At 69.6% G+C, this 24,959-nt stretch carries 30 protein-coding genes; 4 read left to right on the forward strand and 26 right to left on the reverse strand.

What is annotated here, in order from left to right; genetic code table 11:
• The 3 genes from ABIC63_RS21260 to ABIC63_RS21270 all read right to left on the reverse strand — a co-directional run.
• On the reverse strand, positions 1-328 hold a 328-nt coding region (locus ABIC63_RS21260), incomplete at its 3' end, for a phage baseplate assembly protein V (RefSeq protein WP_354321266.1).
• Positions 329-552: 224 nt separating this feature from the next.
• The gene (locus tag ABIC63_RS21265; RefSeq protein WP_354321267.1) at positions 553-909 is read right to left on the reverse strand and encodes an NINE protein; all 357 of its coding nucleotides are present in this window, start codon (positions 907-909) and stop codon (positions 553-555) included.
• A gap of 184 nt (positions 910-1,093) precedes the next feature.
• Positions 1,094-1,237 (reverse strand): hypothetical protein, encoded by a 144-nt coding sequence (locus ABIC63_RS21270; protein WP_354321268.1) that lies wholly within the window; start codon positions 1,235-1,237, stop codon positions 1,094-1,096.
• A 54-nt stretch (positions 1,238-1,291) separates the two neighbouring features.
• Here ABIC63_RS21270 and ABIC63_RS21275 point away from each other — a divergent pair, with 54 nt between their 5' ends.
• A complete protein-coding gene (locus ABIC63_RS21275) occupies positions 1,292-1,486 on the forward strand; it encodes a hypothetical protein (RefSeq protein ID WP_354321269.1) in 195 nt (64 codons plus the stop codon).
• A gap of 159 nt (positions 1,487-1,645) precedes the next feature.
• Here ABIC63_RS21275 and ABIC63_RS21280 read toward each other — a convergent pair whose 3' ends face one another.
• The 17 genes from ABIC63_RS21280 to pobA form a co-directional block, all read right to left on the reverse strand.
• Entirely contained in the window at positions 1,646-1,840 is a 195-nt protein-coding gene (locus ABIC63_RS21280) for a hypothetical protein (RefSeq protein WP_354321270.1), read from the reverse strand.
• Between the two features lie 55 nt (positions 1,841-1,895).
• Entirely contained in the window at positions 1,896-2,339 is a 444-nt protein-coding gene (locus ABIC63_RS21285; protein ID WP_354321271.1) for a phage virion morphogenesis protein, read from the reverse strand.
• A complete protein-coding gene (locus tag ABIC63_RS21290; protein WP_354321272.1) occupies positions 2,339-2,500 on the reverse strand; it encodes a hypothetical protein in 162 nt (53 codons plus the stop codon). Before ABIC63_RS21290 ends, ABIC63_RS21285 begins: the two co-directional genes overlap by 1 nt.
• A 94-nt stretch (positions 2,501-2,594) precedes the next feature.
• Positions 2,595-3,401 carry a F0F1 ATP synthase subunit gamma gene (locus tag ABIC63_RS21295; RefSeq protein ID WP_354321273.1) on the reverse strand — a complete coding sequence of 269 codons (807 nt, stop codon included), beginning with the start codon at positions 3,399-3,401 and terminating at the stop codon, positions 2,595-2,597.
• The gene (locus tag ABIC63_RS21300; protein WP_502935899.1) at positions 3,398-4,894 is read right to left on the reverse strand and encodes a F0F1 ATP synthase subunit alpha; all 1,497 of its coding nucleotides are present in this window, start codon (positions 4,892-4,894) and stop codon (positions 3,398-3,400) included. The genes ABIC63_RS21295 and ABIC63_RS21300 overlap by 4 nt, the downstream gene beginning before the upstream one ends.
• Positions 4,875-5,609 carry a F0F1 ATP synthase subunit B family protein gene (locus tag ABIC63_RS21305; RefSeq protein ID WP_354321275.1) on the reverse strand — a complete coding sequence of 245 codons (735 nt, stop codon included), beginning with the start codon at positions 5,607-5,609 and terminating at the stop codon, positions 4,875-4,877. The genes ABIC63_RS21300 and ABIC63_RS21305 overlap by 20 nt, the downstream gene beginning before the upstream one ends.
• Positions 5,606-5,854 (reverse strand): F0F1 ATP synthase subunit C, encoded by a 249-nt coding sequence (locus ABIC63_RS21310; protein ID WP_354321276.1) that lies wholly within the window; start codon positions 5,852-5,854, stop codon positions 5,606-5,608. The genes ABIC63_RS21305 and ABIC63_RS21310 overlap by 4 nt, the downstream gene beginning before the upstream one ends.
• Positions 5,847-6,554, reverse strand: a complete 708-nt coding sequence (locus ABIC63_RS21315) for a F0F1 ATP synthase subunit A (protein ID WP_354321277.1) — start codon at positions 6,552-6,554, stop codon at positions 5,847-5,849. Before ABIC63_RS21315 ends, ABIC63_RS21310 begins: the two co-directional genes overlap by 8 nt.
• Positions 6,551-6,826 carry an N-ATPase subunit AtpR gene (locus tag ABIC63_RS21320; protein WP_354321278.1) on the reverse strand — a complete coding sequence of 92 codons (276 nt, stop codon included), beginning with the start codon at positions 6,824-6,826 and terminating at the stop codon, positions 6,551-6,553. The genes ABIC63_RS21315 and ABIC63_RS21320 overlap by 4 nt, the downstream gene beginning before the upstream one ends.
• On the reverse strand, positions 6,823-7,257 hold the full coding sequence (locus ABIC63_RS21325; RefSeq protein WP_294365651.1) for an AtpZ/AtpI family protein: 435 nt from the start codon (positions 7,255-7,257) through the stop codon (positions 6,823-6,825). Before ABIC63_RS21325 ends, ABIC63_RS21320 begins: the two co-directional genes overlap by 4 nt.
• Complete coding sequence (locus ABIC63_RS21330; protein WP_354321279.1) at positions 7,254-7,760, reverse strand: F0F1 ATP synthase subunit epsilon; 507 nt, start codon at positions 7,758-7,760, stop codon at positions 7,254-7,256. Before ABIC63_RS21330 ends, ABIC63_RS21325 begins: the two co-directional genes overlap by 4 nt.
• Positions 7,757-9,229: a F0F1 ATP synthase subunit beta gene (atpD, locus tag ABIC63_RS21335; RefSeq protein WP_354321280.1), complete on the reverse strand. Its 1,473-nt coding sequence runs from the start codon at positions 9,227-9,229 to the stop codon at positions 7,757-7,759. The genes ABIC63_RS21330 and atpD overlap by 4 nt, the downstream gene beginning before the upstream one ends.
• A gap of 121 nt (positions 9,230-9,350) precedes the next feature.
• Positions 9,351-11,105 (reverse strand): bifunctional protein-serine/threonine kinase/phosphatase, encoded by a 1,755-nt coding sequence (locus tag ABIC63_RS21340; protein WP_354321281.1) that lies wholly within the window; start codon positions 11,103-11,105, stop codon positions 9,351-9,353.
• Positions 11,106-11,139: 34 nt separating this feature from the next.
• Positions 11,140-11,952 (reverse strand): formate/nitrite transporter family protein, encoded by an 813-nt coding sequence (locus ABIC63_RS21345; RefSeq protein ID WP_294365659.1) that lies wholly within the window; start codon positions 11,950-11,952, stop codon positions 11,140-11,142.
• 35 nt (positions 11,953-11,987) lie between these two features.
• Positions 11,988-12,329 carry a nitrite reductase small subunit NirD gene (gene nirD / locus ABIC63_RS21350; RefSeq protein WP_354321282.1) on the reverse strand — a complete coding sequence of 114 codons (342 nt, stop codon included), beginning with the start codon at positions 12,327-12,329 and terminating at the stop codon, positions 11,988-11,990.
• 11 nt (positions 12,330-12,340) lie between these two features.
• Entirely contained in the window at positions 12,341-14,905 is a 2,565-nt protein-coding gene (nirB, locus tag ABIC63_RS21355) for a nitrite reductase large subunit NirB (RefSeq protein WP_354321283.1), read from the reverse strand.
• A 343-nt stretch (positions 14,906-15,248) separates the two neighbouring features.
• The gene (pobA, locus tag ABIC63_RS21360; protein ID WP_354321284.1) at positions 15,249-16,421 is read right to left on the reverse strand and encodes a 4-hydroxybenzoate 3-monooxygenase; all 1,173 of its coding nucleotides are present in this window, start codon (positions 16,419-16,421) and stop codon (positions 15,249-15,251) included.
• 118 nt (positions 16,422-16,539) lie between these two features.
• On the opposite strand from pobA, the gene ABIC63_RS21365 reads away from it, so the two are divergent.
• Entirely contained in the window at positions 16,540-17,466 is a 927-nt protein-coding gene (locus ABIC63_RS21365; RefSeq protein ID WP_354321285.1) for a helix-turn-helix domain-containing protein, read from the forward strand.
• Between the two features lie 62 nt (positions 17,467-17,528).
• Here ABIC63_RS21365 and ABIC63_RS21370 read toward each other — a convergent pair whose 3' ends face one another.
• From ABIC63_RS21370 to adh, 3 genes are all read right to left on the reverse strand, one after another.
• The gene (locus ABIC63_RS21370) at positions 17,529-18,020 is read right to left on the reverse strand and encodes a pilin (protein ID WP_354321286.1); all 492 of its coding nucleotides are present in this window, start codon (positions 18,018-18,020) and stop codon (positions 17,529-17,531) included.
• 226 nt (positions 18,021-18,246) lie between these two features.
• Entirely contained in the window at positions 18,247-19,278 is a 1,032-nt protein-coding gene (adhP, locus tag ABIC63_RS21375) for an alcohol dehydrogenase AdhP (protein WP_294365670.1), read from the reverse strand.
• 145 nt (positions 19,279-19,423) lie between these two features.
• Positions 19,424-20,944, reverse strand: coding sequence for an aldehyde dehydrogenase (gene adh / locus ABIC63_RS21380; RefSeq protein WP_294365672.1), 1,521 nt, complete (start codon positions 20,942-20,944; stop codon positions 19,424-19,426).
• Positions 20,945-21,227: 283 nt separating this feature from the next.
• Between adh and ABIC63_RS21385 the strand changes: the two genes are divergently transcribed.
• On the forward strand, positions 21,228-21,809 hold the full coding sequence (locus tag ABIC63_RS21385; RefSeq protein ID WP_294365674.1) for an amino acid synthesis family protein: 582 nt from the start codon (positions 21,228-21,230) through the stop codon (positions 21,807-21,809).
• Positions 21,810-21,851: 42 nt separating this feature from the next.
• Here the strand turns inward: ABIC63_RS21385 and ABIC63_RS21390 are convergent, their stop codons facing one another.
• Positions 21,852-23,132 carry an amidohydrolase family protein gene (locus ABIC63_RS21390; RefSeq protein ID WP_354321287.1) on the reverse strand — a complete coding sequence of 427 codons (1,281 nt, stop codon included), beginning with the start codon at positions 23,130-23,132 and terminating at the stop codon, positions 21,852-21,854.
• A gap of 145 nt (positions 23,133-23,277) precedes the next feature.
• On the opposite strand from ABIC63_RS21390, the gene ABIC63_RS21395 reads away from it, so the two are divergent.
• Positions 23,278-23,679 (forward strand): VOC family protein, encoded by a 402-nt coding sequence (locus ABIC63_RS21395; protein ID WP_354321288.1) that lies wholly within the window; start codon positions 23,278-23,280, stop codon positions 23,677-23,679.
• Here ABIC63_RS21395 and ABIC63_RS21400 read toward each other — a convergent pair.
• Positions 23,670-24,350: a helix-turn-helix domain-containing protein gene (locus ABIC63_RS21400; RefSeq protein ID WP_354321289.1), complete on the reverse strand. Its 681-nt coding sequence runs from the start codon at positions 24,348-24,350 to the stop codon at positions 23,670-23,672. The two genes, ABIC63_RS21395 and ABIC63_RS21400, sit on opposite strands and share 10 nt — an antisense overlap.
• On the reverse strand, positions 24,347-24,949 hold the full coding sequence (locus tag ABIC63_RS21405) for a GNAT family N-acetyltransferase (RefSeq protein ID WP_354321290.1): 603 nt from the start codon (positions 24,947-24,949) through the stop codon (positions 24,347-24,349). The genes ABIC63_RS21400 and ABIC63_RS21405 overlap by 4 nt, the downstream gene beginning before the upstream one ends.
• Positions 24,950-24,959 lie beyond the last annotated feature (10 nt).

Raw genomic sequence — 24,959 nt, forward strand, 5'->3', positions numbered from 1 at the left:
TGCTCGTCTGTGAATCTGCTTTTGCGCATCGCGCGTCCTCTCGGTTGCGCGGATTCTTCTCTATTGCCGTGGTACGGGCGACGGGTTGCAGGTCAAGGTCACCGTCGGGGGAGAGCAGCGTGACCTGCTCGCCGACCGTGGGCGGGTTCCAGGTGCGAGTGTTGCCGGCGCGCAGATCGTGGTAGGGGCGCCAGTCGGTGAGGTTCTTCCCAATCTGCACGCGCACCAGAGCGCCGGGCAGCTCGTGGCGCACCTCGGCTATGGTGCCGGTGCGCACGAGGTTCTCCAGTTTGCGCAGCACGTCCGGCAGCAACAGGTCGATGTCCATGCGACCAATTTGCCGGGGGAGTAGGCTATGCGCGAGCAGCGCATGAAATGCCAGAGGCCGGTAGAGATGTTCTCCAAGGGGGGAGTGCAGTGCCCTGCACCCCTATCGACATCTTGAACGTCTCTGCGAGAACCTATCTGATTCACGCTCAAGTAACGCGACAAAGCAATGGCGCCAAGCGCCAGTTGGTGGGCAGCCCTCGCCTAGACCCGCCTTTACGCTCTTTAGGCGCCGCCGTACTGGGCTTCGAAAGCTTGCTCCGACATCAAAAAGTACCGGATTGCCTCGACGAACGCGATGATCGCTGGAATGAAGGTCCAGAAGAACAAGATGTAGAGAATCCCTTGGCCGGTCCGCCCCAGGTAGAACTTGTGAATACCTAGACCGCCAAGGAACAAGGCGATCAAGCCCGCAACATTCTTGTTGCGACCCGACGCTGTTGTGTTGCCAAGTGCGCTTGCGTGAGGCGCGGGCAATTGCCGCACGCCGCACTTGGGACAAATTTCGGCCTTCAGCTTGATGATCGATCCGCATTCGGAACAGAATTTCTCGTCAGCTGCTTTTGACAATGCGTTCTCCATGTTTACTCCTTCACTCTGGATGAAGAGTTTGCCAGATTGGCGGTCGGCATGGCGTTGAGACTTCTTGGCGGAGACCGACGGGCCTTAAGGACTCAATTGCCGCATGGAAGCTCTCATTTAGCATCCCTGGGCAGTTACCGCAACGTCCAATTGGGCTACGGGCCGCTCAAATTCTTTCGGATGTTCAAAACGGCGCCGGTGAACGCACCACCTCCACCGGCCCAATCCCGTTGTAGACCACCGCGCCACTGGAACTGGTCACCACCCATCGCCCATTGATGCCCTCGCCGGGCTCGATGTCGTACTCTTCGGGCGGGAGCGGCAACACGATCTCGTCTTGCGAATACTGTATAAATGTACAGTGTTTGGCTGGGCTGGCCGCATGAACACCCAAGACGACGACACCTGGATTGCGGCCTGCGCGCACCGCCTCCAGCTGCACTGGCGCACGGTCGATCCCATCGAGCTGGAGGCAACGGCACGCGAGATTGCGCACGACACGCAGCTGCGCGCACTGGCTCCTGGCGTTGCCGCCTCGCGCTGGCTTGCGCCCATCGAGGCGGAGCGTGGAGCCTGACAAAAAGCCCCGGCGCAACGCGGCGGGGCTCAAAAGCAAAAGGGCACCGAGAGGCGCCCTTGTTGGTCAGGTTGTGGACGTGCAGCGTCGGTCAGTGCGTAGTGACGTACCACGTGACAGCGGCGGCAGTGAGCACGAAGACGACAAGCGCGGTGATGATCATGCTGGCTTCCTCAATGTCCATGACAATACCAAAATTATAGGGCAGACGACAAAGAGCATGCCGATCTCCAAGGGGCTGAGCGGGCTATGACCTGTCAGGCCCACGACGCCGCCGATGAAAGCGGACGCCGCGATGGTGTCGAGAAAGCGGGCCAAGCCTTCCTTCTGCTCCTTGCTGTACTTCGATGCCATGTTTCTCCCCTGCCTTGCACGCCAACGGATTCTCCCGCCTTCTGCGGCATCGATGCTACGCGGTTAGGCCTTCCGCCAACTGGGCCTCGATGGCCTGCACGTCCGCATCGCTCAGGCCCAGCAACTCCCGCCGCGCGTAGCGCACGGTGGGGCTGCCGGCCCGGCGCCAGTCCACGCTGTCGCGCAGGCCGTACTGGTGGACGCGGGCGATGCGCGCGGCCCGCGGGTCGATGGCGACGGTGGCACGCTCCGCGGTGGCGGCCTTCTTGAGGAAACGGGCGGTGCGCAGCCGCTCGAACATGCCGCGGCGGATGGTGCGGGGCTTGCGCGCCTCGTAGGCGCTGCCGTCCGGGTTGCGCTGGGCGGCGATGCGCGCGGCCTGGCTCTGGCGCAGCGTGGTGCTGATCTCCGCCATCAGCTGGCGGCGCCGCTGCGGCGTCAGGCGGGCCAGCAGCGGCCCGGCCCAGCCGGCCAGGGCGTCGAGCGGGTGGGCGGCCATCAGCGGATCTCCTCGGCCACGTGCCACTCGGCGCCGATCTGCTCGCCCAGGTACAGGGCGTAATCGCCCGTCGCGTAGGGGGCGGGGTGGTATGGCTCGGGCACATGGCGCACGTCGAGCCGGCGTCGGCCGCAGGGCTCGGTGAATTCCTTGACGGCCACCGTTTCTACAGGCCCACCTGTATCTGCACGTCGGCGATGGCGTAGAGCGCGGTAGGAAGCACCCGGCCCGACCGCCACAGCGCAGATCCAGCCCCTACCGCCCCGCCGCCAACTCGATCATCTCCGTCGTCATCTGCTCCTGCCGCGCTTGCCGATAGGCGGCCTCGACCTCGTTCCTGCGGCGCTGCAGGTTGCTGCGGGCCTGGGCCATGGCCTGCATGCGCGCGGCGGCCTCGGCCTCCAGGCCGCGCATCAGGGCACGCGCCACGGCGGCGAAGAGCGCCTCCTGCAGCAGCGAGGCCATCAGCACGGCCGGGGCCAGGGTCATCAGAGGTGGTTCCATGCCTTGCGCCGGGGGCACGGGTTCGGGCGGGAAGAGCCGCACAGCCGCTGGCGCGTGGCCGGCTGCGGGCAGGCCGGCGATGGCATGGATGGGCCCTGGATGGTTGACGGCCTGCGAGATCAGGGCAGCGGTCACCTCGCTGGCCAGGGCGGGAATTGCCGCCGGATGTGCGGGCAGGTCCGTGGACCACAGCGGCCGTCGTCCACGGTCAAGGAGTGCCTGCACGGTCCGGCGGCCCACCACCAGCAGACCCGTGTCCGGTGCCAGCGCCTGCAGCGTCGCCGCGGCCACACGCTGCGGATACGCGCCCGCAAAGCCCTGCGACGCGCCGATCACCAGCAGCAGGCCTGGCCCAGCCGGCGTCGTGGCCGCCACTTGTGGCGCCGCCAGGCGCGCCATGGCGCGGCGTGTCGTGAGCGCATGGGCCTCGATGGCGGGCAGCGCACTGCGAGCGGCGGCCGACTGTCCCGAGGCGATGGCGCGCAGGGCGCCCACCACGTCGTCGATCTGGTCCAGGCCGGCCAGTCGCCGCCGCAGTTCCTCGGGGCGAGCGGTCATCGCAAGGCCTGGTGCACCAGTTCGACGAGCAGCGTACGCGTGGTGGTATCCAACGCGTCGGGTTGGGCGCGCAGCGCCTGCAGCCGGGGTTCCGCGTCCACGCGGGCCGGGAGTGCGGCCTTGAGGGTCTGCAATCGTCCCGGCTCCACGGCGTCCAGCACGCCAGCGTCCAGGGCCGCCAGCAGGGCGATCTGCGCGACCACCGGCAGAGGCGCGAAGCGGTCCTGCGCGAGCAGCGCTGCGATGCGCTCGCCGCGCATCATGCGGGCCTTCATCGCATCGTCGCCGAAGCCGCCGAAGCGGGCGAACATCTTCATCTCCAGGTACTGGGCATAGTCCAGGCGCAGCCGTCCCGCCACGGCCTTGAGCGCGCCCCATTGCGCCTTGCCGCCGACGCGGCTGACCGACAGCCCGATGTCCACGGCCGGCCGCTGGTTGGCGGCGAAGAGCACTTCCGAGGTCACGATCTGCCCATCGGCGATGGAGATCAGGTTGGTGGGGATGTAGGCGGAGAGGTTGCCCGACTCGATCTCTGCGATCGGCAACGCCGTGAGCGAGCCGCCGCCGCGCGCTGCCGAGAGCTTGGCCGAGCGCTCCAGCAGGCGCGCATGCAGGTAGAAGATATCGCCCGGGTAGGCCTCGCGGCCCGGCGGCTGGTGCGAGAGCAGGGCGAGCTCGCGGTGGGTGGCGGCATGGCGCGTGAGGTCGTCGTAGACGATGAGCACATGCTGCCCGCGGTCACGGAACCACTCGGCCATGGACGTCGCAGCGAAGGGCGCCAGCCACTGCAGCCCGGGCTGGGCCGTGGCTTCGGCGACGACGAAAAGCGTGCGCGCCAGCGCGCCGCGCGCCCGCACCGCCTCGATCACCCGCCGCACCGAGGACATACGTTGGCCGATGGCCACGTAGACCGAGATGACGTCGCCGCCCGCCTGTGCGATCAGGGCGTCGACGGCGATGGAGGTCTTGCCCGTCTGCCGCTCGCCGATGATCAGCTCGCGCTGGCCCCGGCCGATGGCGAAGAGCGCATCGACCACCAGCAGGCCGGTGGCGACGGGCTCGCTGACGAAATCACGGTCGATGATGGCCGGCGCCGGCCGCTCGGCGGGCAGGTGCTCGTCGCACTGCGGGGCCGGCAGGCCATCGAGCGGGCGCCCCAGCGGGTCGAGCACCCGGCTCAGCAGCGCGGGGCCGACCGGCACCGACGCGAGCTGGCCGCTGCGGGTCACGCGCGCGCCGGCCGCGATGCCGTCCGTCGGATCCATGAAGGCGACGTGCAGCTGGTCTTCTTCGAGCGTGAGCACGAAGCCGCGGGCGCCGTTGTCGAACAGCACCACCTCGTTGAGCTGCGCGCCGGGCAGGCCGGTCACCGTGGCCAGGCCATCGGCGATGGTGCTGACGGTGCCGTGCTCTTCCACGCCGGGGCCGAGCACGGCGGCGTCGATGCGCGACTGCAGCGCGGCCAGTTGCGGGTCAATCGGTGACGGAGTCATCGCGCATCGCCTCGGCGATCCGTTCCAGGTCATGGGCCAGCGAGTTGCGCACGGCGCCGGTGTCTGAGTACAGCTCCAGGCCCGCGATGAGCGTCGGGTCCATGGCCGGGGCTGGCAGCGCCTCGCCGAGCCAGGGCGCGAGCGCCTGTCTGGCTGCCTGCCATTCGGCGTCGGCCAAGGGCCGCGGCGCCACCAGGTGCAGGTGCCCGCCAGCCAGCAGGGCCTGCCGCTCGGCACCGGGCAGGGACTGCAGCGCCTCGGCCAGCCGCCGCGCGTAGCCCTCGGCCGATGCCGGCTGCGCGACCAGGGCACGCGTGGCGATGCCCACGGCCAGGGTGCGCGCGTGCTCCCAGCTGTGACGCTCGCGGCCGGCGGCCTCCTGCCCGGCCAGGGCACGGCCTTCGGCCACGACGCGGGCCGCCTCGGCCCGGGCCTGCGTCAGCAGTTCCGTGCGCCGCGCCTGGGCCTCGGCCTGCGCCGTGGCCAGCAGCTGCTGCCGCGCGTCGAGCGTGGCCTGCGTCTCGGCCCGGGCCTGCAGTGCCGCGGTTTCGGCCTGCGCCTTTGCCTCGCCGGTGGCCTGCACGGCGGCGGCGGTCTGCGCCTGGCGGCGCGCGATCACGTCGGCCAGCGGCCGGAACAGGAAGCGCTGAAGGATCGCCAGCAGCACCACCACGTTCACCAGCTGGAACGCGAAGGTGGTCCAGTGGAAGTTCATCGCACGAAGGGGTTGGCGAACAGCAGCAGCAGCGCCACGACCAGGCAGTAGATGGCCATGGTCTCGATCATGGCCAGGCCCACGAACAGCGTGCGCGAGATGGCGCCGGCCGACTCTGGCTGGCGGGCGATGGCGTCGAGCGCGGCGGCCACGGCCTGGCCTTCGGCGAGGGCAGGGCCGATGGCGCCCAGGCCGACCGCGAAGGCGGCGGCGACGATGCTGACGATCTGGACGAGGTTATCCATGGGGAGTCTCCGGAGTGTCCTTGGGGGTTGGGGCGCCGGCTTCGTTGACGGCCGAGCCGATGAAGACCAGCGCCAGCGTGGCAAAGATGTAGGCCTGCACGGCGCCGGTCAGCAGGTCGAGCGCGATCAGCGGAATCGGCACCAGCAGCCCGGCCAGCGCACTGACGATGCCGACGACGAAGACGCCGCTCATCACATTGCCGAACAGGCGGACCATGAGCGAGAAGTGCCGCGTGACCTGCTCGACGAGGTTCAGCGGCAGCATCACCCATGTGGGATGGGTGAAGGTGGCGAGCCACCCGCGCAGGCCCAGGATGCGGATGCCCCACACCAGGCCGGCCACCAGCACCACGGCCGCCAGGGCAGCGTCGGTTTCCAGGTGGGCGGTGGGCGGCTCCACGCCCGGCAGCAGCGAGGACGCGTTCGCGCAGGCGATGAACAGCAGCAGCGTACCGATGAGCCCGCGGAAGCGACCCGGGTCGCCCGGGATGGCGGCGGCGATCTCGCCATCGAGCACCTCCACCAGCATCTCCAATGCCGCCTGCACGCGGCCGGGCCGCAGGGACAGGCGCCGGGTGGCGAGGAAGGCACCCACGCCCAGCACGGCCATGACGCCCCAGGTGGCGATCACCGGCCAGGTGATCTCCACCGGCCCGACACGAAGGGCCGCGGCGGCGGTGAGCGGGTTGTCGATGTTCATGCGGTGCACCTCAGCGCAATGGCGCGTCCGCCCATCACTCCGGCCGCGGCAGCGAGCAACGCCGCCGCGCCAGCCCGCGCGCACAGCACCAGCAGGGTGACCAGGATCAGCCATCGCCCCACGTGCAGCGCGATGCCGACGGCCCGGCCAGCGAGCACCAGCCGCGTCACCTGCGCAAGACTGCGGAAGTGAAGCCAGCCCAGGGCCATGCCAGCCGTTGCGGCAAGCAGCCAGCCCATGCCGGCGGACGGATCGAAGGGGAAGAGGGTCATTGCTCGTGCATCCAACGCAGTGCCAGCCACAGGCCGAGGCCGGCCCCCGCCATCAGCAGCGCGGCCGCCAGCGTGATGCCGGAGCCCAGCCAGCGGTCCAGCCGGTGACCCAGCCACAGGCCGGCCAGGGTGGGCAGCACGATCAGCCAGCCCAGCACGCCGATCTGGCCGAAGCGCCGGGCCAGCGAGGGCTCCGGGTCGCGCTGCCCCGCCTGCTCGCGGGCCTGGGCACGTCGGGCCGCGGCCTGCTGGGGGTCCTCGGGCGTCGGCTGTGCATGAACACCCTCTCCCCTCGCGGGAGAGGGCCGGGGAGAGGGGGCAACGCCCCAGGCAGCACGCGATGGTGAGGTGTCGCGCGCAGCTCCGCTTCCCGAGGCCTCTCCCGTGAGGGGAGAGGCGCGGTCATTCGCGTGGACAGGACCTTCGCTCATCCTTCGGCCTCCGTCGACAGGCCCAGCGTGTCGCCGCCAGCACGCAGCTCGCGCATGAGTTGCCGGATGGCGCGGGCGTGCAGGCGCGTGTCCTGGCTGCGCGCACGCAGCAGCGCCTCGCGCGCCTCGGCGCGTTCGTGCGCGATGCGGGCCTGCAAGGCGCCCAGGTCATCGCCCACCGTCGCCTCCCGGCAGGCCACGCGCACGCTGCGTCCGCCTTCCACGCTGAACACGCCGCCGCGCAGCGCGCAGTACCGCCACGGGCCCTCGGCAGCGCGCCAGCGCAGCACGCCGGCCTCGATCACCGTCAGGAAGTCGGCATGGCCGGGCCGGATGCCGAAGTCGCCGCTGGCGTCCTCGGCGCGCAGCGAGGCGACCTCGGGCTCGTCCAGCACGATGGCCAGCGGCGTGGTGATGGTCAGGTGCAGGGCCGCAGTCGCCGAGGGCGTGCCGGTGGCACCTGCGTCGGGTGCATCCGGCCGCGAAGCGGTGCGTCTGTTCATGCCGCTTCCTTCGCGCCGGTCGAGGCGGCGGTGGGCGCCGTGCCGCGCCTGCGCTCGTCCTCGCGGGCGCGGGCCTCGTCCAGCGTGCCGATCATGTAGAGCGAGCGCTCGTCCCAGTCGTCGCAGTCGCCGGCCAGGATGGCCTGGCAGCCTGCAATGGTCTCGGCCACGGTGACGCTGCGGCCGGCCATGCCGGTGAAGGCGGCGGCCACGAAGAAGGGCTGCGTCAGGAAGCGCTGCAGGCGCCGCGCGCGGCCGACGAGGCGCTGCTCCTCCTGGCCCAGCTCTTCCACGCCGAGCAGGGCGATCACGTCGCGCATTTCGTCGTAGTGCTCGATGAGTTCGCGCACCGCGGCCGCGGTCTGTGCATGGGCGGTACCCACGATGGCCGGGTCCAGCAGCACGGACGTGGTGCGCAGCGGGTCGATGGCCGGGTAGATGCCCTGGGCGGCCAGCTCGCGCGAGAGCACGACGGTCGAATCCATGTGCGCGCTCAGGGCCGCCACGGCGGGGTCGGTGAAGTCGTCGGCGGGCACGTACACGGCTTCGATGGCGGTGACGGCGGCCCGCGGACCGGAGGCGATGCGCTCCTGCAGGGCCGCGATCTCGGTGGCCAGGGTGGGCTGGTAGCCCACGCGCGAGGGCATGCGGCCCAGCAGGCCCGACACCTCGGCCCCGGCCTGGACGAAGCGGAACACGTTGTCCATGAGCAGCAGCACGTTGCGGCCCTCTTCATCGCGCACATGCTCGGCCATGGTCAGAGCCGCCAGCGGCACCCGCCAGCGTGCGCCCGGCGGCTCGTTCATCTGGCCGTAGACCAGCACCGTGCGGTCGAGCACGCCGTAGTTGCGCATGTCGTGCAGCATCTCGTGGCCCTCCCGCGAGCGCTCGCCCACGCCGGCGAAGACCGAGACGCCGTCGTAGCCGGCCACCATGGCATGGATGAGCTCAGTGACCAGCACCGTCTTGCCCACGCCTGCCCCGCCGAACATGGCCGCCTTGCCGCCCTGGGCCAGCGGCGCCAGCAGGTCCAGCACCTTGATGCCGGTGGCAAAGAGCTGAACGTCCGGCCGCTGGCCCGCCAGCGGCGGCGCCGGTTGGTGGATGGCGCGTCGGGGGGTATCGGCGGGCAACGCCAGGCCGCCGTCCCCCGGCTGGCCGAGCACGTCGAGCAGTCGCCCCAGGATGGCCGGCCCGACCGGCACCGTCAGCGGCGCGCCCGTGAGCCGTGCCCGCATCAGTCGCGAAAGGCCCTGGGTCGGTTGCAGGGCGATGGCGCGAAAGCGCCGGGCGTCCAGGTGCGACTGCACCTCGCACACCACGCCGGCACCCTCCGGATCGACGACCAGCGCCTCATGGATGCCGGGCAGGCCATCGTCGCAGTGCAGATCGACCACTGGGCCACGCACGGCCAGGACCTGCGCCCAGCGCCCGGAAGGCTCGGTGTCGTGAAGCAGGCGATCGTTCATGGGCGGCGCGATTCAGTTCGGCCATGCCCTCGAAGGAGCCGGGGAACATGGCGCCGATGGAGGCATCATGCGGCGAATCGGCCGCACCATGCTGCGCCGCAGCGCGATCCTTAGATATGGATCAAGAAAAAGGGCCGCGATGGACCAGCAGGCCGGCCAGCACCAGCATCAGCACGGCCAGCACCAGCGACAGCGCCTGCCAGAAGCGCACCGGATCGCGCTCGGCCAGCGGCAGCGGGCGGGCGCGTCGCTGAGCGGGTGTGGGCGCGCGCAGTTCGTGCAGCAGCTCCGACACCGCCTCCTGCCGCCGGGCCGGCTGGGGGCTCAGCGCCTTCTGGAGCACGGCGTCCAGCCAGGCCGGCAGCTCGGGGCGGTGATGGCGCAGCGGCACGTAGCGCAGCCGCCGCAGGTCCTGGGGCTGCCGCACGCGTGCCGCGTCCAGCCCGTAGGGCAACTGGCCGGTGAGCATCTGATAGCCCAGCGCCGCCAGCGAGAAGAGATCGGAGCGGGCGCTGCCGCCCTGGCCGAGCAGGTATTCCGGTGCGATGTACTGCAGCGTGCCCTGCACATCCGCCGCGAGCGGGCCCCGGCCCTCCGCCAGGCCGGCCACATGGGCCGAGGCCAGGTCGATCAGCCGCGCGGTGCCGGCGCGGTCGATCATCACGTTCTCGGGCCGCAGGTCCTGGTGCAGCATCTCGCGGCCGTGCAGGGCCTGCAGGCCGCGGCCGATCTGGTCGAGCAGGGCACGCACCTCGTCGAGCGAGGGGCGCGGATGGTCGATCATCCACTGGGCCAGGGTCTGGCCTTCCACGTACGCCATCGCCACGAAGAGGTGGCGCCGCGCGCGCCGGCCCGGCCAGGCCTTGAGCACGTGCGGATGGTCGATGCGCCGGGCCACCCATTCCTCCAGCACGAAGCGGTCGAGCGCCTCGGCGTTCTCGCGCAGGTCCAGCGCGGGCACCTTCAGCGCCACCTGCGCGCCGCTTTCGTCGTCGGTCGCCAGCCAGACATGGCTGCGCGGGCCGACCTTGAGTTCGCGCACGAGCGTGAATCCTTCGAAGGCCATGCCCGGCGCAAGCGGCGGCGGCAGGGCCAGTCCTTCGCGGCTGAGCTGGGGCAGGGGCTGGCCGGGCGCGGGCAGGGCGTCGATGCGCAGCAGCAGCACGGTCGCGTCGTCCTCGCTGCCGCGCTCGCGGGCACGCCGGGTCAGCGTGGCGGCAGCGGCGTCGAAGTCGTCGGCATGCAGGCGCAGCGCCTCGTGCACGTCCGCCGCCGTGAGATGGGCATGCGCGCCATCGGTGGCCAGCAGGTAGACCTCGCCGGGCTCGGCTTCCCAGCGGCGGTAGTCGATCTCGACCTGGGCGCCGGCCCCGAGGGCACGCGCCAGGTAGGACTCGGCGGAGGACACCTGCACGCGATGGTCCTCGGAGAGCGGCTCCAGCGTCGTCGCATGCAGCCGGCACAGCCGTGCGTCGCCCACGTGCAGCAGGTGCAGTTCGCGCCCCTTGAGCACCAGCGCCGTGAAGGTGCAGACATGCCCGCGGTCCTTGTCGAAGCGGGCGTCGCTGCGCATCGTCTGGGCATGCAGCCACGCATTGGTGGCGGCGATGACGCGCTGACCCGCGCGCCGCACCGACCAGGCTTCGCTGGTGGCGTAGTAGTCGGACAGGAAGGCACCGACGGCGGTCTGCGCCGCCTCCCGGCTCACCGGGCTGCTGCTGATGCCGTCGGCAATGGCCAGTGCGATGCCCTTTCCGGCCAGCAGGTGGCCGGTGGGCAGCATTGCGCCATGGAAGTCCTGGTTGTGCCCGCCGGGCGCGGCCAGCGAATGCTGGCCGAGGGTGATGCGCGGCAGCGCTTCCGAAGGTCCCGTCACGACGGCCAAGCGTCCTTCCGGGCTGCCATCGCGCTCAAGCCTGGGCGCGCTTGGGCGCCGTCTTGTAGTGCGTGGAGTAGAGCGTGGCACCGACGAAGGTCAGACCGCCGACCAGGTTGCCCAGCACGGTGGGGATCTCGTTCCAGATGAGGTAGTCCATCAGCGTGAAGTGGCCGCCCAGCAGCAGGCCCGACGGGAACAGGAACATGTTGACCACGCTGTGTTCGAAGCCCATGTAGAAGAACACCGTGATCGGCATCCACATGCCGATGGCCTTGCCCGACACCGAGGTGGACATCATGGCCGCCACCACGCCGGTCGAGACCATCCAGTTGCACATCACGCCGCGGATGAACAGCGTCAGCATGCCGGCGGCGCCATGGGCCGCGTAGCCCACCGTGCGGCCCTCGCCGATGTGGCCGATGCGCTGCCCGATGGCGTTGGGCGCTTCGGACCAGCCGAAGGTGAAGATGATGGCCATGAACACGGCCACCGTGAGCGCCCCGGCGAAGTTGCCCACGAAGACCAGCGACCAGTTGCGCATCACGCCGCCCCAGGTGGCGCCGGGGCGCTTGTCGAAGACGGCCAGCGGTGCCAGCGTGAACACGCCGGTCAGCAGGTCGAAGCCCATCAGGTACAGCATGATGAAGCCGACCGGGAAGAGCATGGCGCCGACGAGGGCGTTGCCGGTGTTGACGGTGATGGTGACGGCGAAGGCGGCCGCCAGCGCCAGGATGGCGCCGGCCATGTAGGAGCGGATCAGCGTGTCGCGCGTGGACATCAACAGCTTGGATTCACCAGCGTCGACCATCTTGGTGACGAACTCGGCAGGGGCAAGGTAGGCCATGGGATTCCTTTGGGGATCTTGAAGGGGAAAGGGAGTCAGGCGAGGGCGACGAGCACGCGGCCGCCCTCCACGCGCACCGCATGGGCGCGCACCGAGTGCTGGGGGGCTTCCAGGCACTCGCCGGTCGCCAGGTCGAAGTGGTTCTTGTAGAGCGGCGATGCGACGACGGTGCGGCCGCCCAGGGTGCCGGTGAGGCCGCGCGAGAGCACGCTGGCGCCCGACTGCGGGTCGATGTTGTCGATGGCATGGAAGCGGTCGTCGCCGATGCGGAAGATGGCGACATGCCGGTCGTCGATGCGGGCGCAGACGCCCGTGTCGGGCAGGATGTCGGAGACGGCGCAGACGGCCGTCCATGCGGGCGTGAGGGTCGTGGTCATGGCGGGGTTCCTCAGGCGGGCGTGGCTTCGGTGGCGGTGGCGTCCGCTTCCCGGGCGGCGGGCGCAGCATCGGCCGTGCGCTCCTCGGCGCGGGCCGGGCGGATCTGCCCGCGCTCCTTCACGAAGACGATGCGCTCGTCCGGCAGCTCGCTGTTGACGAAGCTGCGGAAGCGGCTGCGCACGGCGGGGTCGGTCACTGCGGTCTTCCACTCGCACTGGTAGGTGTCGACCACGGCCTGCATCTGCGTCTCCAGCTCGGCGGCCAGGCTCAGGCTGTCCTCGATCAGCACCTTCTTCAGGTAGTCGAGCCCGCCTTCGAGGTTGTCGCGCCAGGTGCTGGTGCGCTGCAGCCGGTCGGCCGTGCGCACGTAGAACATCAGGAAGCGGTCGATGAGCGCGATGAGCTGCGGCTTGGAGAGGTCGCTGGCGATCAGTTCGGCATGGCGCGGCTTCATGCCGCCGTTGCCGCAGACGTAGAGGTTCCAGCCCTTGTCGGTGGCGATCACGCCCACGTCCTTGCCCTGCGCCTCGGCGCATTCGCGGGTGCAGCCGGAGACGCCGAACTTGATCTTGTGTGGCGCGCGCAGGCCCTTGTAGCGGTTCTCCAACTCGACGGCCAGGCCCACCGAATCCTGCACGCCGTAGCGACACCAGGTGCTGCCCACGCAGCTCTTCACGGTGCGCAGGGACTTGCCGTAGGCATGGCCGCTCTCGAAGCCGGCGGCGATCAGCTCTTCCCAGATCAGCGGCAACTGCTCCAGCCGGGCGCCGAACATGTCGACGCGCGCGCCGCCCGTGACCTTGGTGTACAGCCCGTACTTCTTGGCCACCTGGCCGACGGCGATCAGGCCGTCGGGCGTGACCTCGCCACCGGGCATGCGGGGCACGACGGAATAGGTGCCGTCCTTCTGGATGTTGCCCAGGAAGTAGTCGTTGCTGTCCTGCAGCTTGGCGAGCTCGGGCTTGAGCACGAAGTCGTTCCAGCACGAGGCCAGGATGCTGGCCGCGGTCGGCTTGCAGATGTCGCAGCCCAGGCCGTTGCCGTGCTTGGCCAGCAGTTCGTCGAAGGTCTTGATGCCGCCCACGCGCACCAGGTGGTACAGCTCCTGCCGCGAATGCGGGAAGTGCTCGCACAGGTGATTGTTGACGGCCAGGCCGCGGCGGCTCATCTCGGCCTTCATCACCTGCGTGACCAGCGGCACGCAGCCGCCGCAGGTGGCGCCGGCCTTGGTGCAGGCCTTGAGCTGGCCGATGGTGCAGGCGCCTTCGCCCACCGCGGCGCAGATCTGGCCCTTGCTCACGTTGTTGCAGGAGCAGATCTGCGCCGTGTCCGGCAGTGCGTCTACGCCCAGCCCCGGCTTGGCCTGGCCGTCGCTGGAGGGCAGGATCAGGAACTCGGGCGATTCGGGCAGGGCGATGCCATTGAGCGCCATCTGCAGCAGCGTGCCGTACTCGTCGGCATTGCCCACGAGCACGGCGCCCAGCAGCTTGGTGCCGTCGGCGCTCACCACGATCTTCTTGTAGACCTGCTTGATCTCGTCCACGTACTGGAAGCTGCGCGCGCCCGGCGTGCGACCGTGGGCATCGCCGATGCTGGCCACGTCCACGCCCATCAGCTTGAGCTTGGTGCTCATGTCGGCACCAGCGAAGGCGGCCTCGGCCTCGCCGGCCAGATGGCGCGCGGCGACGCGGGCCATCTCGTAGCCGGGCGCGACCAGGCCATAGAGCTGCTCGTTCCAGGAGGCGCATTCGCCGATGGCGTAGATGTTTCGGTCGGCGCTGCGGCAGTGGGCGTCCACGGCGACGCCGCCGCGCGGCCCGACGGCCAGCGCGCTTTGGCGGGCGAGGGCGTCCTGTGGCCGGATGCCGGCAGAGAACACGATCATGTCGGTCTCCAGCCAGGTGCCATCCGAAAAGACCATGCGGTGCCGGGCGGTAGCGCCGTCGGTGATCTCCACCGTGTTGCGGCCGGTGTGCACCTGCACGCCCAACGCCTCGATCTTGCTGCGCAGCACGCGGCCCCCGCCTTCGTCCACCTGCACCGCCATCAGTCGCGGGGCGAACTCGACGACATGGGTTTCCAGGCCGAGGTCGCGCAGCGCCTTGGCGCATTCCAGGCCCAGCAGGCCGCCGCCCACCACCACGCCGGTCTTCGACTTGGCGCCGGAGGCCTTCATGCCCTCCAGGTCCTCGATGGTGCGGTAGACATGGCAGTGTGGCCGTTCGCGGCCCGGCACCGGCGGCACGAAGGGCACCGAGCCGGTGGCCAGCACCAGCTTGTCGTAGGGCAGCACTTCGCCATCGGCGGTGGTGACCGTGTTGTTGCGCCGCTCGATGGCCACCGCGCGGGTGCCCAGGCGCAACGAGAAGCCGCTGCGCTCGAAGAAGCCGGCTTCGACCAGTGACAGCTGCTCAGCCGTCTTGCCGCTGAAGAACTCGGACAGGTGCACGCGGTCGTAGGCCGGTCGCGGCTCTTCGCACAGCACGGTGACTTCGGCCTCGGCGAGGGGTGAGCTGGCGAGCTCTTCGAGGAACTTGTGGCCGACCATGCCGTGGCCAACAACGATGATTTTCATGAGGGGGTCCTGCGCGCACCCTGCGGGGGCGGGAGGATCGCCCTGGCCAGCCACCGAAGTGCCGGACGAGGCGCCGCCGCCAGAGCGAGGTGCAGATCGTGTGGGAACAACCGTGCAGCAGGCGCCGACAGTGGCACCGCTTGCGCGGGGTTCCGCCGACATTGGCGGGGGCGCTGGAGCCGCAACGGCGGCATTGCCGGGGCTCCGGCTCAGTTCACGCAAGCTCCGTGCCAAAGAAAAAGCCCCCGATGACGGGGGCTTGGCGCTTGCGGCGGGCTTGGATGCCCCGCCGTGGGTCGCGCGGCGCACCAAGCTGGGTGAAGCCGGACGTCGAAGCTGCGCGCTAGAAAGGCAGGCCGACGTAGTTCTCCGCCAGCACGCCCTTGGCGCGCTCCGAGGAGAGCAGGTAGTCCAGCTCCGTGCGCTGCAGCGCGATGTCGTAGCCGCTGTTCTGCGGGAAGGTGTGAAGCATCGTCGTCATCCACCACGAGAAGCGCTGCGCCTTCCACACGCGCGCCAGGGCCTTGGCCGAATACTGGTCGAGGCCGCTGGAGTCGCCCTTGAGGTAGTGGTCCACCATCGCGTGATAGAGGTAGTGGATGTCGGACGCGGCGGTGTTCAGGCCGCGTGCGCCCGTGGGCGGCACGATGTGGGCGGCGTCGCCGGCCAGGAAGAGCCGGCCCCAGCGCATCGGCTCGGCCACGAAGGAGCGCAGCGGGGCGATGGACTTCTCGATGGAGGGCCCGGTCTGCAGGCGCCCCGCCACCTCGGCCGGCAGGCGGCGCTGCAGCTCCGCCCAGAAGAGTTCGTCGCTCCAGGTCTCGACCGTGTCGGTCAGCGGCACCTGGATGTAGTAGCGGCTCAGCACCTGCGAGCGCATGGAGCACAGCGCGAAGCCGCGCTCGTGCCGCGCATAGATCAGCTCCGGCGAAACGGGCTTGGTGCGCGAGAGCACGCCCAGCCAGCCGAAGGGGTAGACCTTCTCGTACTCGCGCAGCACATCCGCCGGGATCGACTTGCGGCTGACGCCGTGGAAACCGTCCGCGCCGATGACGAAGTCGCAGTCGATGCGGGTCACCTCGTCGCCCTTGCGGTAGCTGACCCAGGGGGCGTCGGTGTCCAGATCGTGCGGCTGGACGTCCTGCGCGTCATGCACCACCTGGCCCTTCGCGCGGTCGCGCGCTTCGTACAGGTCGCGTGTCAGTTCGGTCTGGCCATAGACCACCACCGACTGACCGCCCGAATACTTGTGCAGGTCGATGCGATCCAGCTGGCCGTCGTGGGAGATGAAGAAGCCGTGGTGGATCTCGCCCTCGCGGTCCATGCGTTCGCCGCACTGGGCTTCGCGCATCAACTCGGCAAAGCCATGCTCCAGCACGCCAGCGCGGATGCGCGCCAGCACGTAGTCGCGGCTGTGCTTTTCGAGCACCACGTTGCGGATGCCCTTGAGATCGAGCAGTTGGGACAGCAGCAGGCCGGAAGGGCCACCGCCAATGATGCAGACCTGGGTTTTCATGGATGCAGTCTCCTGGTTGGAACGGTCGCCAGCCCTCGCCGGCTGGTCCGAATCTTGGCGCTGCATCGCCCCCGCCGGAATGGATCGAACGCGTCCGGACTTGTACGATTCGAACATCATGCATGCCCCCGGCGCCAAGGCTCCCGCCATCCGTTCCTATGCGCTCTTCGGCGAGGCGGGCGACCTGCCCGACGTGCTGCACTGCGAGACCATCGCCGCCCGCTCCGTCCTGCACGACTGGGAACTGGCCCGCCATCGCCACCATCGGCTGCACCAGCTGCTGTGGTTGCAGGAAGGGCAGGGCACGGCCTGGCTGGAAGCCGGCCCGGCGCCGCTGGGCCGCCACACGCTGGTGAACGTGCCGACCGGCGAGGTCCACGCCTTTGCCTTCTCTCCAGGCACGCAGGGCTGGGTTGTGAGCCTGCCGGACGAACTGGTGGACGCCCAACTGGCTGCGATTCCCGAGGCGCGTTCGTTGCTCTCGCGCGCCTCGGCCCAGACCGTGGACGAGGCCAGCACAGCCACGCTCGGCACGCTGCTGGCCGCGCTCACCGAGGCCTTCGTGGCGCCCATGCATCCCGCGCGCGCCCTGGTGCTGCGGGGCCTGGGTACCGCCGTGCTCGGTCTGGCGGCCCAGGCGCTGGGCGTGGCGCAGGCCGAGGCGGTGGACTTGGCTGGATCGCGCCTGCTGCGGCGCTTCGAATCCTTGCTCGAACGGCATTTCGCCTCTGGTTGGCGGGTGAGTGACTACGCGGCCGCGCTGGCCGTCACGCCGACCCATCTGAGCCGCGTGGCCCGCGCTGCCACGGGCCTGCCCATCTCCCGTCTGGTCGACGCCCGGCGCATGCGCGAAGCCCGGCGCCACCTGGCCTACACCACGGCCAGCGTGACCGCCGTGGGAGAGGCCTTGGGCTTCGACGATCCGGCGCATTTCAGCCGCGTCTTCGCGCGCACCTGCGGCTGCTCGCCGCGGGAGTTCCGGGCTCGCGTGAGCCAGCCGGCCACGGTCGGTGAGGCGGCTGCCCCCACGACGCCAGTGGCGTAGGCACGGGTCAAAAAGAAAAGGGCGCCAGAGGCGCCCACCGAAGGTCCGAGGTACCGCCGGCGTCAGCCGCCCGATGCCGGAGGCGTCGCGGCCGCGTCGGCACAGCCGCCTTGGCCCGCGCGCAGCCCGCGCGTGTCATTGCAGATGGTGCCCGAGGTGGTCCAGACCAGGTTCGCAGCGCCGTCGGCCTGGCTCGGCGTCAGCGTGACCGTGAGCGCCACGCCCCCCTTGGTGGTGGCGCCGGTCGTGGCGGTGATGACGCCATTGGTAACGCCGAAGTTGCTGGTGACATTCTTGGTGGCGGTGAAAGTCGACGGAATTCCGTTGGTTCCGGCATTGCAGCCGGTGAATGTCCCCAGGTCGGTGGCACAAGCGACCACCGAACCTTTCAATGGCGTCAATTCCGACAATGCCGCCGCGGCGCGGGCGCGCGAGGAATAGTCGGTGTATTGGGGAATGGCGATCGACGCGAGGATGCCCAGGACGGCAATGACGATCATCAGCTCGATGAGGGTGAAGCCCTGCGAGCGTGGGCGCGAATGACGAATATCCATGACAGATCAACTCCCTTTGAAATTCCGCTTCTGATTCTTGGAGCGGCGCTCAACAGGATATCAGCGGGATATTCGTCATCCATCGGTGCGAATGGATAAGAGATTATTTTCTGCCAGAAATTTGGTCAAATTCCGCGAGCAATTAATTTGTGTTTATTTACGAATATTGATTGATCAAGAATCGGCCGCAGTCGCACGGCGTCGGGGCGCCGCGCGCCTGCGGGGATCACGCGTTCATGTCGAGCACGATGCGACCCTGGATCTGGCCCTTGTGCATGCGCGCGAACACGTCATTGATGTTCTCCAGCTTGTCGGTGGCCACGGTGGCATGCACCTGGCCGCGCGCGGCAAAGTCCAGCGCCTCCTGCAGGTCCAGCCGCGTGCCGACGATGGAGCCGCGCACCGTCACGCCGCGCAGCACCATGTCGAAGATGGGCAGCGGAAAGTCGCCCGGCGGCAGGCCGTTTAGCGAAACGGTGCCGCCGCGCCGCACCATGCCGAGGGCCTGCTCGAAGGCCTTGGGCGAGACGGCCGTCACCAGTGCCCCGTGTGCGCCGCCGATCTCCTTCTGCAGGTAGGCTGCCGGGTCGGTGGTCAAGGCATTGACGGTGACCGTGGCGCCCAGCGTGCGGGCCAGGGCCAGCTTGTCGTCGTCCACGTCCACGGCCGCCACGTTCAGGCCCATCGCGCGGGCGTACTGCACCGCCATGTGGCCCAGGCCGCCGATGCCGGAGATGACCACCCAGTCGCCCGGGCGCGTGTCGGTCACCTTCAGGCCCTTGTAGACGGTCACGCCCGCGCAGAGCACGGGCGCGATCTCCACGAAGCCGACCTCCTTCGGCAGGTGGCCGACGTAGTTGGGATCGGCCAGCGCGTAGTCGGCAAAGCCGCCGTTGACCGAATAGCCGGTGTTGCTCTGCGATTCGCACAGCGTCTCCCAGCCACCCAGGCAGTGGGTGCAGCAGCCGCAGGCCGAATGCAGCCAGGGCACGCCCACGCGGTCGCCTTCCTTCACATGCTTGACGTTGCGGCCGATGGCGGCGACGAAGCCCACGCCTTCATGCCCCGGGATGAAGGGCGGATTGGGTTTGACCGGCCAGTCGCCCTCGGCGGCATGCAGGTCGGTGTGGCACACGCCGGAAGCCTCGATCTTGACCAGGATCTGATCGTCGGCGGGCGTGGGGATTGGGACTTCCTCGATGGTCAGCGGCTGGCCGAAGGCGCGGACCACCGCGGCTTTCATGGTCTTCTGGGACATGCTCGATTCCTTCCACAACAAGAAGAGAAGAAGCCGCCCGCATCGGCCCGGTAGACGGGCGACGGGCGGCCGGGAACGCGGACGGGGCGTCCGCGTGGACAGGTGTCACCTTAGGCCTGCCCCGGGCGGGGCAGGATGACCCATGTCAAAAGAAGCCCAAGGGCTGCTGGCTGTAGCTGACCAGCAGGTTCTTGGTCTGCTGGTAGTGGTCCAGCATCATCTTGTGCGTCTCGCGGCCGATGCCCGACTGCTTGTAGCCGCCGAAGGCCGCGTGCGCGGGATAGGCGTGGTAGCAGTTGGTCCACACGCGGCCGGCCTCGATGCCGCGGCCCATGCGGAAGGCGCGTGCGCCATCGCGCGTCCACACACCGGCGCCCAGGCCGAAGAGCGTGTCGTTGGCGATCTCCAGCGCCTCTTCCTCGGTCTTGAAGGTGGTGACCGACAGCACCGGGCCGAAGATCTCCTCCTGGAAGATGCGCATCTTGTTGTGGCCCTTGAAGACCGTGGGCTCTACGTAGTACCCGCCGGCAAGGCCCCCATCGAAGGCCTTGCGCGTGCCGCCGGTCAGGCATTGCGCGCCTTCCTGCAGGCCGATCTCGATGTACGACAGGATCTTGTCCAGCTGCTCCTGCGAGGCCTGGGCGCCGATCATGGTGGCCTTGTCCAGCGGGTTGCCCTGCTTGATGGCCTTGACGCGTTGGAGGGCTCGCTCCATGAAGGCGTCGTAGATCGACTCCTGGATGAGCGCACGGCTGGGGCAGGTGCAGACCTCGCCCTGGTTGAGGGCGAACATCGCAAAGCCTTCGAGCGCCTTGTCGAAGTAGCCGTCGTCGGCCGACATCACGTCCTCGAAGAAGATGTTGGGGCTCTTGCCGCCCAGCTCCAGCGTGACCGGGATCAGGTTCTGGCTGGCGTACTGCATGATCAGCTTGCCCACCGGCGTCGAACCGGTGAAGGCGATCTTGGCGATGCGCTTGCTGGTGGCCAGGGCCTTGCCGGCCTCGGTGCCGAAGCCGTTGACCACGTTCAGCACGCCCGGCGGCAGCAGGTCGCCAACGAGTTCCATCAGCACCAGGATCGAGGCGGGCGTCTGCTCGGCGGGCTTGAGCACGATGCAGTTGCCGGCGGCCAGCGCCGGGGCCAGCTTCCAGGCGGCCATCAGCAGCGGGAAGTTCCACGGAATGATCTGGCCGACGACGCCCAGCGGCTCGTGGAAGTGGTAGGCCATCGTGTCGTGGTCCACCTCGGCGATGCTGCCTTCCTGGGCGCGCACGCAGCTGGCGAAGTAGCGGAAATGGTCCACGGCCAGCGGCAGGTCGGCCGCCAACGTCTCGCGCAGCGGCTTGCCGTTGTCGATGGTCTCGGCCACGGCCAGGGTCAGCAGGTTGGCCTCCATGCGGTCGGCGATCCTGAGCAGCACGTTGGCGCGATCGGTGGCCGAGGTGCGGCCCCAGGCCTTCTTGGCGGCATGGGCGGCGTCCAGGGCGGCCTCGATGTCCTTGTCGTTGGAGCGCGGGATGGCGCAGAACACCTGGCCGTCGATGGGCGAGACGTTCTCGAAGTACTGCCCGTCCACCGGCGCCGCCCAGCGGCCGCCGATGTAGTTGCCGTACTGCTTCTTGAAGGGGTTGGCCACGCCGAGGTGGGCGATGTCTGCCATGTCCATGGTGCTTGTCTCCGGTTGGGTTGCCGCGCCGGGGTGGGCGGTGTGCTTGTGGGGCAAGCCATGTGCCAGCGCGGACGGCGCGGGCGTTTCTGGAAAAACCCCTTCAAAGACAGTCACTTGGCTGCAAGGCGCCCGCCGGCGCGCAGCCGTGCCCCTGTTCGCCCGGTGTGCCGCAATGGCACAGCTGTGGCGTGGCGGCACACGCCGTGGCAGCATGGCGAGCTTCCTGCGGGGCGTCTCCGCGCCCGCGTCACGTCTTTCCCTCGCCTTCGGGCGCACTCCCATGTCCCTCATCCAGATCCGCAAGCGCGGCCTCACCATCGAGACCACCTACCACGAGGGCGGCCCGGCGCCCGCGCAGCCGCTGAAGCTGGCGGCCGCCTGCGCGGTGATCCAGAACCCCTATGCCGGCCGCTACGAAGCCGACCTGATGCCCTTCATGGCCGAGCTGCGCGCCCTGGGCACCGAGCTGGCCACGGAGCTTGTGGATGCCCTGGGCGGCAAGGACAAGGTCGAGGTCTACAGCAAGGCCGCCATCGTCGGCATCGACGGCGAGATGGAGCATGGCGCCGTCTGGCACGAGGCCGGCGGCTGGGCGATGCGCGAAGTGCTGGGCCAGCCCAAGGCCATGGTGCCGGCCAACAAGGCGGTGGCCGTGGCGGGCTACCGCCTGATGGTGCCGGTGCACTACATCCACGCCTCCTACGTCCGCAGCCACTTCAACAGCATCGAGGTCGGCATGCAGGACGCCCCGCGCCCGCGAGAGATCCTGTTCGCACTGGTGATGGGCACCGGCGGGCGCGTGCATTCGCGCCTGGGCGGGTTGCTCAAGGAGAACGTGGCTGTGAACGACGGCCAGCGCTGAGGCGCTGGCGTCGCGCGCGCGGTACCGGCCCGGCGCCGCGGCTCAGCTTCGCGCGGGCATGAAGGCCGTGGTGTCCGGGCGTCCTTCGACGAACAGCTGGGACGTCGCCGCTGCCGACTTCGCCAGCAGCCGGCCCTTGCGGTAGACCGCCAGCCGCGTGGCGCGCAGCCGGATCGCCTCCACCGGATCGCGCGCCTGCAGCAGCACGAAGCTGGCATCGCAGCCTGCCGCGATGCCGTAGCCCGGCAGGTGCATGAGGCGCGCCGCATTCGCGGTCACGGCCTCGAAGCACTGCTGGATGCCGGCTTGACTGGTCATCTGCGCCACATGCAGGCCCATGTGGGCCACCTCCAGCATGTCGCCCGAGCCCATGCCGTACCACGGGTCCATCACGCAGTCGTGGCCGAAGGCGACGTTCACGCCAGCCGCCATCAGCTCGGGCACGCGGGTCATGCCGCGGCGCTTGGGGTAGCTGTCGTGCCGGCCCTGCAGCGTGATGTTGATCAGCGGGTTGGCGATGACGCTGACGCCCGCCTCGGCGATCAGTGGCAGCAGCTTGCTCACGTAGTAGTTGTCCATGCTGTGCAGGGAGGTGCAGTGCGAGCCCGTCACGCGGCCCTGCAGCCCCAGGCGGTGCGCGTGGAAGGCCAGCGTCTCGATGTGGCGCGACAGCGGGTCGTCGGACTCGTCGCAGTGCATGTCGACCAGCTTGCCTTCTTCGGCGGCGATCTCGCACAGCAGGCGCACGCTCTCCGCACCGTCGGCCATGGTGCGCTCGAAATGCGGAATGCCGCCCACGATGTCCACGCCCTTGCGCAGCGCGCGGCGCAGGCTGTCGACGCCGCCGGCGGTGCGCAGCACGCCGTCCTGCGGAAAGGCCACCAGCTGCAGGTCGATGTAGGGCGCCACGCGGCGCCTGACCTCCAGCAGCGCATCGACGGCGAGCAGGCTGGGGTCGCTGGTGTCCACATGGCTGCGGATGGCCAGCAGGCCCCGGGCCACGGCCCAGTCGCAGTAGGCGAGGGCGCGTTCGATCAGCGCCTCGGCCGTCAGCAGCGGCTTGAGCTCGCCCCACAGCGCGATGCCTTCGAGCAGCGTGCCGCTCTGGTTGACACGCGGCAGGCCGTAGCTGAGCGTGGCGTCCATGTGGAAGTGCGGATCGCAGAAGGGCGGCGCCACCAGCAGGCCGCCGGCGTCCAGCGTCTCGTGGGCCGGCGAAGCGAGGCCGGTTGCCACCTCGACGATGCGGCCGTCCTGGACGGCGATGGACTGGCCGGTGCGGCCGTCGGGCAGGGTGGCGTGGGTGATGAGCAGGTCGAGCATGGGACGATCGGAAGACGGGGCGGGACAAGCGACGCAAGCGACTTGCCAGCGTGGGCCCGGCTGTCGGATTCATGCAAGACAGCGCGGCGCGGGCTGCCTATTCTGGCCGGGCTTTCCTGCCCTCATTCACCCGGAGCATTCGACCATGCAGTTTGCCTACGCCATCTTCTACGTCCAGGACGTGGCCGCCACGCTCGACTTCTACGAGCGGGCTTTCGCTCAGCGCCGCCGCTTCCTCAGCCCCCAGGGCGACTACGGCGAGCTCGACACCGGCGGCACGGCCCTGGCCTTCGCCTCGCTCGGGCTGATGCGCAGCCTGGGCAAGTCGCCGCGGCCAGCCGAGCCTTCCGCACCGAGTGGAGAAATCGCCTTCACGACGACGGACGTTCCGGCGGCCGTCGAGCGCGCCGTGGCCGCTGGCGCGTCGCTGGTGCGTGCGCCGCAGACCATGCCCTGGGGCCAGACCATCGCCTATGTGCACGACGCCGACGGTGTGTTGGTGGAGTTGTGCACGCCCGTGGCGCCGCCGTCGCCGGATCAGCCGTAGCCGGACGCGGTGGCGGTGCGCAGCATCTGGGCCTCGTGCCGCAACTGCGCCGGCGGCACTCCCATCCATCGCCGGCATTCGCGGCTCAGGTGCGCTTGGTCGGTGAAGCCGTGATCGGCGGCCACTTCCGCCAGAGGGGTCGGGCCTTCCAGCGAGCGCATGGCCTGGCGGATGCGCGCCAGCGAACGCCAGAATGCCGGAGGACGTCCAGTGGCATGCGCCAGCAAGCGCTGCAGGCTGCGTTCGCCGACGCCCAGTGCCCGGACGGCGGCGGCCGTACTCGTCGCCTCGGCGATCACGGCCAGGGCCTCGTCGACGCGTGGATTGTTGAGACAGAAGTCGGCAAGTTTCGGCGCGACCTGCCGGGCCAGCGTTTCGGCGTCGATGTGGGGGTCGACGTTCAGACGGGCCACCGCCTGCAGCAGCAGGGACTGCCTCACCTGCGTCCCGGGGCGCAGCCGCCAGCCGAACCAGCGGCCGCCACCGGGGCTGTCCACGCGGCGTGCGCAGTCGTCGAGCGGCGACACCTGCCAGTTCGCGGCCGCGGGCCCTTCGCCCAGGTGCAACACCAGGTCGCGGCAGCCGTCGGGCAGGATCAGGAAGCGCCCGGGCAGCGCACCCTGGGAAGACCACGCCTCCAGGACCACCTCCGGCTGGGCGAGCCGGCTCACGTCCGCTGCCCTGGCCTGTCGTCCCGCGCGAGCCGGTAGAGCACGTGCCGCTGCAGCGGATGGCCAGCCGGAACGGCCGGATGGTCGAAGTCGTCCGCCTCGTCGTGCGTCATGCCCAGGCGTGCCATCAGCGTACGGCTGCGCTGGTTGGCGACCGCCGTGAAGGCGACGATCTCGTCCAGGCCCAGTTCGTCGAAGCCGACCTGCAGTGCCAGGGCAGCGGCCTCGGCGGCCAGGCCACGGCCCCACCACGGCCGTGCGAGCCGCCAGCCGATCTCGACGCAGGGCGCGAAGGGCAGGGGCCATGCCGGCCGGTTCAGGCCGCACAGGCCGATGAAGGGGCCGTCGGCGCCGGCACTCGCCAGCTCCACGGCCCAGAAGCCCCAGCCCTGGGCATCGATCAGGGCCTGGCAGCGCTGCGCCATGGCATCGCTCGCGGCGCGGTCCATGGCCGAGAGGAACCAGGCCATCGTCTGCGCGTCGGCGCTCATCGTGGCGAAGGGCGCCAGGTCGTCGGGCCGCCAGGGCCGCAGGCGCACGCGGGGGCCCTGGAGCCTGGCAGGGTCGATGGCGGTGCGCCGTGCGTCAGCCGTGGTCATGGAGCGAGCA

It is taken from the genome of Pseudacidovorax sp. 1753, assembly GCF_040544975.1.
GTDB lineage: Bacteria > Pseudomonadota > Gammaproteobacteria > Burkholderiales > Burkholderiaceae_C > Xenophilus.

Bases quoted from the DNA above. Each gene is read 5' to 3' on its own strand.
- ABIC63_RS21265 (WP_354321267.1), bottom strand. From the start codon at position 909: ATGGAGAACGCATTGTCAAAAGCAGCTGACGAGAAATTCTGTTCCGAA.
- ABIC63_RS21275 (WP_354321269.1), top strand. From the start codon at position 1,292: ATGAACACCCAAGACGACGACACCTGGATTGCGGCCTGCGCGCACCGC.
- ABIC63_RS21280 (WP_354321270.1), bottom strand. From the start codon at position 1,840: ATGGCATCGAAGTACAGCAAGGAGCAGAAGGAAGGCTTGGCCCGCTTT.
- ABIC63_RS21285 (WP_354321271.1), bottom strand. From the start codon at position 2,339: ATGGCCGCCCACCCGCTCGACGCCCTGGCCGGCTGGGCCGGGCCGCTG.
- ABIC63_RS21295 (WP_354321273.1), bottom strand. From the start codon at position 3,401: ATGACCGCTCGCCCCGAGGAACTGCGGCGGCGACTGGCCGGCCTGGAC.
- ABIC63_RS21300 (WP_502935899.1), bottom strand. From the start codon at position 4,894: ATGACTCCGTCACCGATTGACCCGCAACTGGCCGCGCTGCAGTCGCGC.
- ABIC63_RS21305 (WP_354321275.1), bottom strand. From the start codon at position 5,609: ATGAACTTCCACTGGACCACCTTCGCGTTCCAGCTGGTGAACGTGGTG.
- ABIC63_RS21310 (WP_354321276.1), bottom strand. From the start codon at position 5,854: ATGGATAACCTCGTCCAGATCGTCAGCATCGTCGCCGCCGCCTTCGCG.
- ABIC63_RS21315 (WP_354321277.1), bottom strand. From the start codon at position 6,554: ATGAACATCGACAACCCGCTCACCGCCGCCGCGGCCCTTCGTGTCGGG.
- ABIC63_RS21320 (WP_354321278.1), bottom strand. From the start codon at position 6,826: ATGACCCTCTTCCCCTTCGATCCGTCCGCCGGCATGGGCTGGCTGCTT.
- ABIC63_RS21325 (WP_294365651.1), bottom strand. From the start codon at position 7,257: ATGAGCGAAGGTCCTGTCCACGCGAATGACCGCGCCTCTCCCCTCACG.
- ABIC63_RS21330 (WP_354321279.1), bottom strand. From the start codon at position 7,760: ATGAACAGACGCACCGCTTCGCGGCCGGATGCACCCGACGCAGGTGCC.
- atpD (WP_354321280.1), bottom strand. From the start codon at position 9,229: ATGAACGATCGCCTGCTTCACGACACCGAGCCTTCCGGGCGCTGGGCG.
- ABIC63_RS21345 (WP_294365659.1), bottom strand. From the start codon at position 11,952: ATGGCCTACCTTGCCCCTGCCGAGTTCGTCACCAAGATGGTCGACGCT.
- nirD (WP_354321282.1), bottom strand. From the start codon at position 12,329: ATGACCACGACCCTCACGCCCGCATGGACGGCCGTCTGCGCCGTCTCC.
- nirB (WP_354321283.1), bottom strand. From the start codon at position 14,905: ATGAAAATCATCGTTGTTGGCCACGGCATGGTCGGCCACAAGTTCCTC.
- pobA (WP_354321284.1), bottom strand. From the start codon at position 16,421: ATGAAAACCCAGGTCTGCATCATTGGCGGTGGCCCTTCCGGCCTGCTG.
- ABIC63_RS21365 (WP_354321285.1), top strand. From the start codon at position 16,540: ATGCATGCCCCCGGCGCCAAGGCTCCCGCCATCCGTTCCTATGCGCTC.
- ABIC63_RS21370 (WP_354321286.1), bottom strand. From the start codon at position 18,020: ATGGATATTCGTCATTCGCGCCCACGCTCGCAGGGCTTCACCCTCATC.
- adhP (WP_294365670.1), bottom strand. From the start codon at position 19,278: ATGTCCCAGAAGACCATGAAAGCCGCGGTGGTCCGCGCCTTCGGCCAG.
- adh (WP_294365672.1), bottom strand. From the start codon at position 20,944: ATGGACATGGCAGACATCGCCCACCTCGGCGTGGCCAACCCCTTCAAG.
- ABIC63_RS21385 (WP_294365674.1), top strand. From the start codon at position 21,228: ATGTCCCTCATCCAGATCCGCAAGCGCGGCCTCACCATCGAGACCACC.
- ABIC63_RS21390 (WP_354321287.1), bottom strand. From the start codon at position 23,132: ATGCTCGACCTGCTCATCACCCACGCCACCCTGCCCGACGGCCGCACC.
- ABIC63_RS21395 (WP_354321288.1), top strand. From the start codon at position 23,278: ATGCAGTTTGCCTACGCCATCTTCTACGTCCAGGACGTGGCCGCCACG.
- ABIC63_RS21405 (WP_354321290.1), bottom strand. From the start codon at position 24,949: ATGACCACGGCTGACGCACGGCGCACCGCCATCGACCCTGCCAGGCTC.